The organism is Actinoplanes sp. KI2, assembly GCF_025630775.1.
Lineage (GTDB): Bacteria > Actinomycetota > Actinomycetes > Mycobacteriales > Micromonosporaceae > Actinoplanes.
The window spans coordinates 1-12,827 of the sequence record NZ_JAOSZE010000056.1 but is presented as its reverse complement, the minus strand read 5'-3'; the positions used below and the strand labels follow the sequence as shown (position 1 = coordinate 12,827).

At 71.4% G+C, this 12,827-nt stretch carries 11 protein-coding genes; 4 read left to right on the top strand and 7 right to left on the bottom strand.

Translation table 11 applies throughout. The features are described from left to right. The first annotated feature begins 40 nt into the window (after nucleotides 1-40). Both ODJ79_RS40325 and ODJ79_RS40320 read left to right on the top strand, forming a co-directional pair. The gene (locus ODJ79_RS40325) at nucleotides 41-715 is read left to right on the top strand and encodes an amino acid ABC transporter permease (RefSeq protein ID WP_263028981.1); all 675 of its coding nucleotides are present in this window, start codon (nucleotides 41-43) and stop codon (nucleotides 713-715) included. After that, nucleotides 712-1,590: an amino acid ABC transporter permease gene (locus tag ODJ79_RS40320; RefSeq protein ID WP_263028980.1), complete on the top strand. Its 879-nt coding sequence runs from the start codon at nucleotides 712-714 to the stop codon at nucleotides 1,588-1,590. Before ODJ79_RS40325 ends, ODJ79_RS40320 begins: the two co-directional genes overlap by 4 nt. Nucleotides 1,591-1,751: 161 nt before the next feature. On the opposite strand, the gene rny is transcribed toward ODJ79_RS40320, so the two are convergent. The 7 genes from rny to ODJ79_RS40285 form a co-directional block, all read right to left on the bottom strand. Beyond that, the gene (rny, locus tag ODJ79_RS40315; RefSeq protein ID WP_263028979.1) at nucleotides 1,752-3,476 is read right to left on the bottom strand and encodes a ribonuclease Y; all 1,725 of its coding nucleotides are present in this window, start codon (nucleotides 3,474-3,476) and stop codon (nucleotides 1,752-1,754) included. A 377-nt stretch (nucleotides 3,477-3,853) separates the two neighbouring features. Beyond that, on the bottom strand, nucleotides 3,854-5,758 hold the full coding sequence (locus ODJ79_RS40310) for a hypothetical protein (RefSeq protein WP_263028978.1): 1,905 nt from the start codon (nucleotides 5,756-5,758) through the stop codon (nucleotides 3,854-3,856). A 385-nt stretch (nucleotides 5,759-6,143) separates the two neighbouring features. Further along, a complete protein-coding gene (locus ODJ79_RS40305) occupies nucleotides 6,144-6,971 on the bottom strand; it encodes a regulatory protein RecX (protein ID WP_263028977.1) in 828 nt (275 codons plus the stop codon). 29 nt (nucleotides 6,972-7,000) lie between these two features. Continuing rightward, entirely contained in the window at nucleotides 7,001-8,047 is a 1,047-nt protein-coding gene (gene recA / locus ODJ79_RS40300; protein WP_263028976.1) for a recombinase RecA, read from the bottom strand. A 199-nt stretch (nucleotides 8,048-8,246) separates the two neighbouring features. Next, nucleotides 8,247-8,447: a DUF3046 domain-containing protein gene (locus tag ODJ79_RS40295; RefSeq protein ID WP_263028975.1), complete on the bottom strand. Its 201-nt coding sequence runs from the start codon at nucleotides 8,445-8,447 to the stop codon at nucleotides 8,247-8,249. 17 nt (nucleotides 8,448-8,464) lie between these two features. Beyond that, complete coding sequence (locus ODJ79_RS40290) at nucleotides 8,465-9,130, bottom strand: UdgX family uracil-DNA binding protein (RefSeq protein ID WP_263028974.1); 666 nt, start codon at nucleotides 9,128-9,130, stop codon at nucleotides 8,465-8,467. A 165-nt stretch (nucleotides 9,131-9,295) separates the two neighbouring features. Then, nucleotides 9,296-10,642 (bottom strand): aminotransferase class I/II-fold pyridoxal phosphate-dependent enzyme, encoded by a 1,347-nt coding sequence (locus tag ODJ79_RS40285; protein ID WP_263028973.1) that lies wholly within the window; start codon nucleotides 10,640-10,642, stop codon nucleotides 9,296-9,298. A 51-nt stretch (nucleotides 10,643-10,693) separates the two neighbouring features. Between ODJ79_RS40285 and ODJ79_RS40280 the strand changes: the two genes are divergently transcribed. Together ODJ79_RS40280 and leuE are read left to right on the top strand one after the other, a co-directional pair. Then, entirely contained in the window at nucleotides 10,694-11,956 is a 1,263-nt protein-coding gene (locus tag ODJ79_RS40280; protein WP_263028972.1) for a bifunctional pyridoxamine 5'-phosphate oxidase family protein/GNAT family N-acetyltransferase, read from the top strand. Nucleotides 11,957-11,966: 10 nt separating this feature from the next. Then, a complete protein-coding gene (gene leuE / locus ODJ79_RS40275) occupies nucleotides 11,967-12,692 on the top strand; it encodes a leucine efflux protein LeuE (RefSeq protein ID WP_263028971.1) in 726 nt (241 codons plus the stop codon). Nucleotides 12,693-12,827 lie beyond the last annotated feature (135 nt).

Sequence of the window (12,827 nt, the reverse complement as noted above, 5' to 3'; positions counted from 1 at the left end):
TGGGGCCGGGTGATCCGGCCCCGCCCTTTTTGGGGTGACGATGGGCGTTTTTTCCGATCCAACGAATCGGGACCTCTACGTGACCGGGTTCCTCTGGATCCTGAAGCTCACGCTGGCCTCGTCGGTCTGCGCGTTGGTGCTCGGCACGCTGCTGGCCGCGATGCGGGTGTCGCCGGTGCCGGTGCTCCGCGGCTTCGGCGCGACCTGGGTGAACATCTTCCGGAACACCCCGCTGACCCTGATCATCTTCTTCTGCTACTTCGGGCTGTACTCGACGCTCGGCTTCACCGCGTCGAACGACATCGACCTGAACAACTTCTGGCTCGGCGTGATCGGACTGTCGGTGTACACGGCGGCGTTCGTCTGCGAGGCGATCCGCTCCGGTATCAACACGGTTCCGGCCGGGCAGGCCGAGGCGGCCCGCGCGATCGGGATGACCTTCCGCCAGACGCTGTCGTTGATCGTCCTGCCGCAGGCCGCGCGGGCGGTGGTCGCGCCGCTCGGCAGCATCTTCATCGCGCTCACCAAGAACGCGACGATCGTCGGGACGATCGGGGTCATGGAGGCGTCGAGCGCCATGAAGCAACTGATCAACGACAACGGCAACGTGGTCTTCACGATCTTCTTCGTCTTTGCGGGCACCTTCGCCGTCGTGCTGATCCCCACCGGCTACGGCTTCGGCTGGCTGGCCAACCGACTGGCGGTGAAGCGGTGAACACCGACGCCGTTCTCTACGACCACCCCGGGCCGCGGGCCCAGGCCCGCAACCGGATCCTCACGGTCGTCTTCAGCGTGCTGCTGCTCGCGCTGCTGTACTGGATCTACACGAAGTTCGACGACAAGGGTCAGTGGTCCGCCCTGCTGTGGAAGCCGTTCACCCAGGCCAGCACCTGGACCGGCTACATCCTGCCCGGCTTGAAGAACACGCTCGCCGCGGCGGTCGTCGCGATGGCGCTGTCGCTGGCGTTCGGGGTGATCTTCGCGGTCGGCCGGCTCTCCGAGCACTGGTGGCTGCGCATCCCGGCCGGGGTCGTGGTCGAGTTCTTCCGGGCCGTACCCCTGCTGCTGATGATGTTCTTCATCTTCTTCGGGATCCCGTTCGTGACCCAGCAGCCGATGTCGAACTTCTGGGCGGTGGTCATCGCGCTGACCCTCTACAACGGATCGGTGCTGGCCGAGGCGTTCCGCGCCGGGGTGCGCGCGGTGCCGATCGGGCAGAGCGAGGCCGCGTACGCGATCGGCATGCGCAAGGGCCAGGTGATGGGCCAGATCCTGATCCCGCAGGCGGCCCGCGCGATGCTCCCGGTGATCGTCAGCCAGCTCGTGGTGCTGGTCAAGGACACCGCGCTCGGCTACATCATCTCCTACAGCGAGCTGCTGCAGCTGGGCGTGAACAACCTGGCGGCCAACTTCGGCAACGTGCTGCAGGCGGCGATCGTCGCCGCGATCATCTACATCACGATCAACGCGACGCTGACCGCGGTGGCGGCCTGGCTGGCCCGGCGCTCCCGGCGCAGCGGCCGGACGGCGCGGCCGACCAAGCCGGCACCCGCGGTGCTGGCCGGGGCGGCCGGGGAGGCGGGCGCCTGATCGGGCGTCCGGCCGCTGGGCACGGCGTCAAGCGCCCTTGATCGGGCGTCCGGCCGCTGGGCAGGGTTGTCTGCGCCGCGTTGGCCGTCATTCCCGGCGTGGCACTGCTGCGCCGCGTACGGCAAAAGCGCGAAGCACCGCACCCGGCGTGAGCGAAACGCCTAGCGTGCCAGCTCGGTGACCCGGGATTCGCGAACGACCGTGACGCGGATCTGGCCGGGGTAGGTCAGCTCCTCCTCGATCTGCTTCGCCACGTCGCGGGCGAGCACGGCGGCGCCGATGTCGTCGATGTCGTCCGGGCGGACCATGACGCGGATCTCCCGGCCGGCCTGCATGGCGAAGACCTTCTCCACGCCGACCTTGCCGGCCGCGATCTCCTCGATGCGCTCCAGCCTCTTCACGTACGCCTCGAGGCTCTCCCGCCGAGCGCCCGGCCGCCCACCGGAGCAGGCGTCCGACGCCTGGGTCAGCACCGCCTCGATGGTCTGCGGCGGAACCTCGTTGTGGTGCGCCTCGATCGCGTGGACCACGTCCTCCGACTCGCCGTACTTGCGAGCCAGGTCGGCGCCGATCAGCGCGTGGCTGCCCTCCACCTCGTGGGTCAACGCCTTGCCGATGTCGTGCAGGAACGCCGCCCGCTTGATCGACGGGATGTCGAGACCCAGCTCGGCCGCCATGATCCCGGCGATGTGGGCGGTCTCGACGAGGTGCTTGAGCACGTTCTGGCCGTAGCTGGTGCGGTACCGCAGCCGGCCGAGCAGCTTGGCCAGCTCCGGGTGGATGTTGGTGATCCCGACATCGACCAGCGCCTCCTCGGCGGCCCGGTCGCAGAGCAGCTCCACCTCGTTCTTCGCGCTGTCGAAGACCTCCTCGATGCGGTGCGGGTGGATGCGGCCGTCGAGGACCAGCTTCTCCAGGGTGAGCCGGCCGACCTCGCGGCGGACCGGATCGAAACAGGAGAGAAGGACCGCCTCCGGGGTGTCGTCGATGATCAGATTGACGCCGGTGACCGACTCGAACGCGCGGATGTTGCGGCCCTCGCGGCCGATGATCCGGCCCTTCATCTCGTCGCTGGGCAGGTGCAGGACGCTGACCACGCTCTCCGCGGTCTGCTCGCTGGCGATCCGCTGAATGGCGTCGACCACGATCCGGCGGGCCCGGGTGTCCGCGGTGCTCTTCGCCTCGTTCTCGATGTCCCGCACCATGATCGCGGCTTCCCGCTTGGCCTGGGCCTCGATGCTCTCGACCAGCTCGGCGCGGGCCGCGTCGGCGGTCAGCTTCGCGATCCGCTCCAGCTCGCGGCGCTTCTGCTCCTCGGCGCCGGTCAGCTCCGCCTCGCGGGTGGAGAGAGCGTTTTCCCGGCCGGCGAGATCGGCGTCCTGGGCGGCCAGCCGGCGCTCCCGTTCGACCAGGCGCTCCACCTCGTCGCCGTGCAGGCGCTCCCGCTCGTCGATCCGGGCGGCCCGGCGCTCGACCTCGGCGGCCTGCTCCTTCGCGGTGGCGTTGAGCAGGGCGACCTCACGCTCGCCGGAGCGGCGTGCGGCGGCGCGGACCTGCTCGGCGTCCGACTCGGCCTGGCGGTGGGCGTGCTCGAGGATCGTGTCGGCCTCGCTGTGCGCGGCCTCGAGGACCCGGCGGGCCTCGGCGCGGGCGGCGGAGGCCTCGGCCTTGGCGGCGGCAGCCTCGGCGCGTACGGTCGCGGCCTTGGCGTTCGCGTCGGCGACCTTGGCCTCGGCGGCGCCGACGGCCTGGTCCTCACGCTCCTGAGCATCGGCCCGCTGGGTCTGCAGCTGGCGCAACGCGCGGGCGCCGAGCACCAGCCCGGTCACCACCAGGGCACCGAGCACGACGATCGCCACCACCAGCACCCAGTCCAGGGCGGTCATCTCGCCGCGTCTCCCTTCGCCGCCCGGCGCATTGTGTGCGCGCGGGCTGTCTGCGGGATGCCCGACCAAGGCTGGAAGAATGCAGGAAACATCGAACCGCGACATGCCGATCGGTTGGCACGCCTGGTCTCAAGTTCTCTTCGGTGACCCTCCGTCGTCGTTCGGGTGGCTCCCGATCGGTGACGGTGCAGGTCACAAGTGATGCCGTAATGTAATGCGATCTATGTTGTGCGTGTTGCATGCGATGGTCGAGCACACCTTGTGTAACGCGAGGCTAGGTCGCGAGTGCCACTTCGGTCAAGGATCCATGATTTCGCCCCGGATGGGACTTAGGGCACAGACCCGCTTACGCGCAGCTCACGAACGGGATGGGCATTTCAGGCGTACCGGGACCAGAGATCTCGCATCGGTTCCCAGCGCTCGCCCAGACCATCTTTCCAGTACGCCAGGAGATAGGCGGCGATGGGCCTTTGCGCGTCATCCCACCAGATCCCGGCGACGGTCCTTGTGACGCCACCCTCGGTGAGGCGGTATGCGTACTCAACGTAGTTGCCGTCGGCGGTCTTGCCCGGGGTCTTGCCCGCGGTGTCGCCCGGCGTTTTGCCCGGCGTTTTGCCCGGCGTTTTGCCGGGCGTTTTGGCACCCGGCGCGAGGGTGCTTGCGTCGCGGACCTGGGGCTGCAGTGCGCCACGCGCCTTGTCCCGCTCGGCGGTCGATCGATACTCGACGAAGAAGGCGCTCATGCCGTCGATGGTGCAACGAACTCGCGCCTTCTCGCCGTCGGCCTGGGCCGGGGTCGCCTTCGCGCAGTTGGCCAGGTGGGGCAACCAGGGCTGGGCTAGCGGGGCGAGGGCGGTGCCTTTGAAGTGGGCGGCGTTGAGGGTGGCTTGGGTCCGCTCGAAGAGGCCCAGGGCGGGTGCCGTCGTCGCCCCTGCCGGGGTGGGTGAGGGGCGGGTCGGGCGGGAGGCGGTGGCGCGGCCGGCGAACCAACCCGCGGTGCCGAAGAGTAGGAGGCCTGCGAGCAGGCCGATCAGAAGGCCGGCGAAGAGGCGGGTCGGAGGCGGGTCGGAGGGGGTGGGAGCGATACGCCTGGAGGGGGAGGCGGGGAGGCCGTGGCGGTCGCGGAGGTGGCGGCGGTCGTCGGTGTGGGGATGGTCATGTTCCGGGTTTGGTGGCCGTCCAGTGCTGGGCGCTTGGCCCGGGCCGGCGGACCACTCGTCGCTCGGGGGCCGCCCGGGATCGGCGGACCACTCACCACCTGTCGCCTGCCCGGGATCGGCAGGCCACTCATCGCCGGGGGTGGGCAACCACTCGCCGCTGGGGGCGGACGGCGCCTCGGGGGCCCACTCACCATCGACGTCGGGTCTTGTCGGGGCGAAGAACGGGCCGGACGGGGCGGCCGCGGGGTAGGCAGTCTCCTCGGCCGCCGCCTCGGGACGGCCGCCCGGGTAGGAGGGGGCCTCGTCCGGCCAGTCGGTGGCCGCGGCGTTCCACGGTGGGGCAGACCGCGCAGCCTGCGGCACGGGCGGGTGGCCGTCCGGCTTCTCCACGCTCGCCGGCCAGACCGGGTATTCGTCGTGCGGCTCGGCGGCGGCCTGAGGAGCCGGATCCCCGCCGAACTGGGCATCGAGGTCCGGATCCTCTTCGCGCGGGAATGACGCGGGCTCGTCGTGCCACGGCTCGGGGCCGCTGACGGCAGGCGGCTCGATGGTCGTGGGACGCACTCCACCGTAGAGCGGACGCCGGACGGGAGAGCTGACGCCGGCGAGCGGCTGCGCCCGCGAGGACGGCTCAACCCGCAAGGGCGGCCCGGCATGCGCGGGAGGCACGGCATGCGCGAGCGCGGGCGGCGCGGCGGGCGCGGGCGCAGGCGGCGCGGGCGGCGCGGCGGGCGCAGGCGGCATCGCGGGCGGCACGGCGGCCGCGCGCGGCACGGCAAGCGCGGGCGGCGGCACGGCATGCGCGGACGGCGCGGCGGCCGCAGGCGGCACGGCGGCCGCAGGCGGCACGGCGGCCGCAGGCGGCACGGGAGGTGCGGCAGGCGCGGGACGCTCGGCGTGGGAGACGTTGGAGCGGGCAAAGGCCGGCGGCGGGGCGCTCCACGGATGGGAAGGCCGGGCTGCCGCGGGGGTCGGCTGCTGGCTGGGGATGCTGGGGGCGGACGACCTTGACGTGGGCACCTCGGCCGACGGATCGCCGAACGTGGCGATCTCCTCGGTCGGCTCGGCACCCTCCGGGAAGGAACCGTAGCCCCGCATGTGGTTCCGCGAGTCCTCGGTCACGGCACCTCACGCTAGCAGCCAGTGGCGAGTGTCGATCTCCATCATCGCCGACCATGGATGGCTGATAGGGCCTGCAACGCAGGTCAGGATGGGCGCAGCAGCTCGCCACTTCCCGCCGCAGGCAGCATCGCCCTCATCGGCCGACCATGCGGCGATCCGGCCACAACGGGCCGCCGTCACGTCCGCCGACCAAACGGTCGTCCGGCCACAACGGGCCGCCGTCACGTCCGCCGACCAAACGGTCGTCCGGCCACAACGGGCCGCCGTCACGCCCGCCGACCAAACGGTCGTCCGGCCACAACGGGCCGCCGTCACGCCCGCCGACCAAACGGTCGTCCGGCCACAACGGGCCGCCGTCACGCCCGCCGACCAAGCGGCGGTCCGGCTACGACGGGTCGCCGGCCTCGTCGGCCAGGGCGTCGGGGTCGATCTGGTCGGCGAACTCGGCGGCCTCGGCATCCCGGGCGGCCAGCGCGTCCTTGACCGCGCGGATCGCCACGCCGGGCGGGTAGCCCTTGCGCGCCAGCATCCCGACGAGCCGGCGGAAGACGGCCTCGGGCGGGCCGGCGGCCGAGCGCAGCTTCCGATCCACCAGGGCCCGGGCGGTCGCGGCCTCCGCCTCGTCGTCGAGGGTCTCGAGTGCCTCGCTCGCCACCTCGGTGTCGACGCCACGCTGCCGAAGCTCGTTCGCCAGTGCCCGGCGGGCGAGCCCGCGGCCGTGATGCCGGCTGGAGACCCACGCTCGGGCGAACGCGGCATCGTCGATGATCCCGACCTCGTCATAGCGGTCGAGGACCTCGTCGATCACCTCTGCGGAGATCTGCCCGCGGGTGAGCGCCTTCGCCAACTCGGCTCGGGTGCGTGGCCGGGCCGACAGCTGCCGCAGACAGATCTCCCGTGCCCGCTCCGACTCGCTCTGCTCGGGCACACTCCGAGCGATCTCGCCCCGACCCGGCACACCCCGGACGCCCTCACCACGGACGGGCGCACCCCGGACAGTCTCGCCACGGACGGGCGCACCCCAGAGGGTCTCGCCGGGCGCGGCGGGGTAGCCGCCCGGCGAGGGTCGGCGACGGCGGGCGGGAACGTTGCCGCGTTCCGCCTCGCCGTCGACGGCCCCGCCGGGCGGGTGCTCATCGGGTGGGTGGCGCGGTGGGCGAGGAGGGAGGGCATCCCACCCGCGCCCGGACCGCGCGCCGCGCCGACCGGCCATCTGGCGTCACCTCGATCGGGAATCCGCGATCAGAAATCGACCGGGGGCAGCTCGGGGCCGCCGGCCGCGTCGCCCGTGGTCTGGCCGACGCCGAGCTTCTCCAGGATCTTCTTCTCGATCTCGGCGGCGACGTCCGGGTTCTCCTTGAGGAACTCCCGCGCCTTCTCCTTGCCCTGGCCGAGCTGGTCGCCGTCGTACGTGTACCAGGCGCCGGACTTGCGGATGATGCTCTGCTCGACACCGACGTCGATGAGCGAGCCCTCCCGGGAGATGCCCTTGCCGTACATGATGTCGAACTCGGCCTGCTTGAACGGGGCCGCCACCTTGTTCTTCACGACCTTGACCCGGGTGCGGTTACCGACGACGTCGGTGCCGTCCTTCAGGCTCTCGATGCGGCGCACGTCGAGACGCACGGACGCGTAGAACTTCAGCGCGCGGCCACCGGTCGTCGTCTCGGGCGAGCCGAACATGACGCCGATCTTCTCGCGGAGCTGGTTGATGAAGATCGCGGTGGTGCCGGAGTTGTTGAGCACGCCGGTGATCTTGCGGAGCGCCTGGCTCATCAGGCGGGCCTGAAGGCCGACGTGGCTGTCGCCCATCTCGCCCTCGATCTCGGCGCGCGGCACGAGCGCGGCCACCGAGTCGATGACGATGACATCGAGCGCGCCGGAGCGGATCAGCATGTCGGCGATCTCGAGCGCCTGCTCACCCGTGTCGGGCTGGGAAACCAGCAGGGCATCGGTGTCGACGCCGAGCGCCTTTGCGTAGTCCGGGTCGAGCGCGTGCTCGGCGTCGATGAACGCCGCGATGCCGCCGTTGCGCTGCGCGTTGGCCACCGCGTGCAGGGCGACCGTCGTTTTACCGCTGGACTCCGGCCCGTAGACCTCGATGACCCGGCCACGCGGCAGGCCGCCGACGCCGAGCGCCACATCGAGGGCGATGGAGCCGGTCGGGATGATGGCGGTCTGCACGACCGGCCGCTCCCCGAGCCGCATCACCGAGCCCTTGCCGAACTGCTTGTCGATCTGAGCCAGTGCCAGATCGAGCGCTTTGTCTCGGTCGGGTCCTGCCACCATGTCCGCCACCCCTGTATTCGACTTTGCAGGCGTCTTCGCCGATGAGCCTCTATTCACCACGGGCTACAAGGTAGGCGGTGGGTATGACAAAAATCCGCCGCCCTGCCGTGAGCTGTGGATGACCGGGCCGGTGTGGACAATAGCCGAACACCTGTACTAGATCGAAGCGACACGCCAGAACAAGCGTACGAAATTTTGATCAGCGCAGGCGGGAAGGCACCCGATCGGGATACGCCGCCACCACGGCCCGCCAGATAGTGGCCGTATCGATACCGTCCGCGATGGCCCGATCGATCGTCCGGTCCCCGAGCTCGGCGAAGGAGTGATCGGCCGCCATGCTCCGCGCATAGGTCCTGCCGAATGCCTGATCGAGCCGCGCCCAGAAGTCCGTCAATCGCACCTCACGAGCCTACTCAGCTACCGGTACACCGCTGCCGCGGCGACCTTGAGGTCGTCGACCAGTCCGCCGTACGCGATATCGCGGTTGTCGGCCCGCAGCACCGCGGACGGGTGGATGGTGGCCATCGCCTGGATCTCGGCAACCGGGAAGTCCTCCGGATGCTGGGCCGAGGCCGGCCACGGCAGCAGGCGGCCGCGCTGCTGGGTGACCCGGAACGACGGGCCGAGCAGCGCCTTGCCCGCGGTCGCCCCGAGCAGCACCACCAGCTCGGGCTCGAGCAGCGCGAACTCGGCAACGACCCAGGGCCGGCAGGCGACGATGTGCGCCGGGCCGGGCGTCTGGTGGATCCGCCGCTTGCCGCGCAGCTCGAACCGGAAGTGCTTCACGGCGTTCGTGATGTAGAGGTCGGCCGGGTCGATGCCGGCGTCGTCGACCGCTTCGCGCAGGAGCCGACCGGCCGGCCCGACGAACGGCAGGCCGTGCTGATCCTCCACATCGCCCGGCTGCTCGCCGACGAACACGATGCGGGCGTGCTCGGCGCCCCGGCCGAAGACGGTCTGCGTCGCGTGTTCGTACAGCTCACAGCCTTGGCAGCCGGCGGCGGCCGCCTTCAGCTCGGCGATGCTCCGCGGTTGCGGCGGCACCCACTCCTGCGCGCCGACCGGCGCCTCGGTCCTTGGCATCCCACCGTTTTACCCGAACCGGGTGAAGGCACGCACGGCGGCTTTACCTGAACCGGGTGAAGGCACGCACGGCGGCTTTACCCGAACGGGGAGAAGCACGAACGGCGACACCCTCCCGGAGGACTGTTCATTCTTGCGCCACGGCCACCTCCTCGACCCGACCGGTCATCGCGACGGCGTCACGAACCCGGCCGGGCGGGCGGCGGTCGCCACCGCGTCGGCCAGGGCCGGTATCTCGGACTCGTCCAGCGCGCTGATCGTGATGCGGACACCGGGCGGCGTGTTGATCCGGAAGAGCGAGCCGGGCGCGACCGCATAGCCGGCGTCGCGCAGCAGGCCGACCGTGCGGGTCTCGTCGGCCACGCGTACCCACGTGTTTATGCCGGTCGCACCCTCGGCCACGACCCCCCGTCGCTGGAGTGCGTCGCAGAGAGATCGGCGTCGCTGGGCGTAGCCCGCGGCCGCGGTCCGCACCAGGGTCGTCACCTCGTCGTCGAGCCAGAGCCGCAGCAGCAGGCGCTGCAGAACCGTGGACACCCAGCCGGTGCCGAGGCGCATGCGGCCGACCACCCGGGCGATCGTGGTCTCGTCGCCGGCCACCACGGCGATGCGCAGGTCGGGGCCGAACGGCTTGGAGGCCGAGCGGATGAACGCCCACGCGGCGGTGACCGGGCCAAGGCAGTGCAGCGGGGCGGCGGCGAGCTCGGCGGCGTGATCGTCCTCGATCAGCAGGACGTCACGATGCCCGGCCAGCACCTCGCGCAGGTCGTCCGCGCGCTCGGCGGAGACGGAGGCGCCGGTGGGATTTTGCGCGCGCACGGTAACCACGACCGCCCGGGCGCCGGAGCGCAGCGCCGTGGCCAGCGACTCGGGGGACGGCCCTTCCTGATCGATCGTCACCGGCAGAGCGTGCATGCCGAGCGCGGCCAGCAGATCGAGCAGGTTGGCCCAGCCCGGATCCTCCACCGCGACCGCGTCGCCGGGCCGCAGGTGGGCGGTGAGCAGGCGCTCGATGGCGTCGAGCGTGCCCGAGGTGGCGGCGATCGCGGCGCCGGCCATCGGCACCCCGTCGGCGGCGAGTCGCGGCCGCGCGATGTCGATCAGCTCGGGCATCGCGATCGCGGACGCGTAGCCCTGGGGCGGCCCACTCTCCTCGGCGATGCGGCGCAGGGCGGGACCGATCGGTGGCAGGAGTCGCACGTCGGGCTCGCCGGAGGAGAGATCGAGCACGCCCTCGGGGATCGGCAGGCGCATCGCCGAGCGCACGCCGGCGATTGGCGGGCGGTCACGGACCCGCGTGCCCCGCCGCCCGTCGGCCTCGACGACGCCGCGGCGACGCAGCTCCTGATACGCCTTTGCCACCGTGGCGGGGCTGACATTCAGCTCGCCGGCGAGAGCGCGGATCGGCGGCAGCGGAGCACCCCAGACGAACTCGCCGCGCATGACCCCGGTCTCGATGCTGGCGGAAATAGAGGCGGCGCTGTCGCCGCTGACCTGATACTGTGCTGGCACAAGACAAATTCTGTACTAGTACAGAGCAGATGGCAAGCACGAGGAGCCGGGATGTCCGACACCTACGCCCAGACGGATCGCACGACCGCCACCCGCTACCGCAACCGGATGTCCTACGACCGCCAGGCCGTCCACGCCATCCTGGACGAGGGGTATGACTGTTCCGTCGCGTTCGTCGTCGACGGCGAGCCTCGCCTGCTGCCCACGCTGCACGTCCGCGTCGGCGACACGCTCTTTCTGCACGGCTCCTCCGGCGGCCGGATGGGCCTGACGGCCCGAGGCGACGGGGTCCGGGTCTGCGTGAGCGTCACCCTCCTCGACGGCATCGTGTACGCGAGGTCGCAGACCAACCACAGTGCCAACTACCGATCCGTCGTCGTGCACGGCGTCGCTCGCCCGGTCACCGACACCGACGCCAAGCTGGCCGCTATGAGCGCGCTCACCGACAAGGTGGGCACCGGCCGCGCCGCCGACAGCCGCCCGCCGAGCAAGCAGGAGCTGGCCCAGACCGCAGTGCTGGCCCTCTCGCTGAAGGAGGCCGCGGTGAAGGCGCGCGGGCATGGCGTCGCCGACGAGGCGGATGACCTTTCGCTCCCCCACTGGGCCGGCGTGCTCCCGGTGACCCGCACCTTCGGGCCGCCGCAGACCGACCTGGGCGTCACCGCCGCGCCCCCGGCGTACCTGCCCGGCGGCGGTTCGCCCTGGGTCAAGCCGGTCGTTCTCGAGGGCCGCCACGTCCGGCTCGAGCCGCTCGCCCACGCGCACGTGGACGGGCTGCTCGACGCGCTCGCCGACGACGAGGTGTGGCGCTACCTGCCGACCCTGCCACCGCGCACCCACGAGCAGATGGCCGAGCACGTCAATGACCTGCACCGTCGCCAGTGGGCCGGCTTCCAGCTGCCGTGGGCGCAGATCGAGCCCGCCACGGGCACGGTCATCGGCCTGACCAGCTATCACGACATCGACCCGGTCAACCGCTCGCTCGGCATCGGGCACACGGTGGTCGGCCGCCGCTGGTGGCGCACCGGGGTGAACACGGAGGCCAAGCTGATGCTGCTGGAGCACGCCTTCGAGACGCTCGGCGCGGAGAAGGTGTTCTGGTACACCGACATTCGCAACGACCGATCCCAGCAGGCGATCGCCCGGCTAGGCGCGACGCGGGACGGCATGATCCGCAAGCAGCGGCTCCGGCCGGATGGCACGTGGCGCGACACCGTGGTGTTCGCGATGACGTCCGAGGAGTGGCCGGCCGCCGCGACGCGGCTGCGCGAACGGCTCGCCGTCGGCGGTTCGGCCGCCATGACGAACGCATAGAGTCGTCGCCGTGCTGGGCATCACCGATTTTTGGACGTACGTGCTGGGTGTCGTGGCGATCATCCTGCTGCCGGGGCCAAACTCGATCTTCGTGCTGTCGGTCGGTGCGCGCCGTGGGGTGCGGGCCGGCTACACGGCGGCGGCCGGGGTGTTCGTCGGCGACGCCGTGCTGATGACACTGTCCGCGGCGGGGGTGGCATCGCTGTTGCGCGCCTACCCTCCGCTGTTCCTGGTCATCAAGTACGCGGGCGCCGCCTACCTGTTCTGGGTCGGGTTCGGCATCATCCGGGGGGCCTGGCAAAAGCTGCGGAGCCGCTCGGCACCGGCCACGCCGCAGGTCACGGGCAGCGCCGGAGCGGCCACGCCGCGGGTCACGGGCGGCGCCGGAGCGGCCGCGCCGCAGGCTCGGGGCGGCGCTGGGGCAGCCGAGCTGCGCCATCCGTTCCGGCGGGCGGTCGTGATCAGCCTGCTCAACCCCAAGGCGATTCTGTTCTTCGTGTCGTTCTTCATCCAGTTCGTCCAGCCGGGCTACTCGCATCCGGCCGTGTCGTTCCTGGTGCTCGGGGCGGTGGTGCAGTTCTTCAGCTCGCTCTACCTGACCGCGCTGATCTTCGGAGGTAAGTTCCTGGCCGGCCAGTTCCGGCGCCGCCGCAAACTCGCGGCCGGGGTTACGACCGGCGTGGGTGCGTTGTTTGTCGGCTTCGGCATCAAGCTGGCCACCGCCAGCGTGAGCTGACGAGCTCAAGGCGGACGCGACAGGCGACGGGCGCAGCGAGCGGCGGGCGCAGCGAGCGGCGGGGGGCGCGGGGGGGGGGGGGGGGGGGGGGGGGGGGGGGGGGGGGGGGGGGGGGGGGGGGGGGGGGGGGGGGGG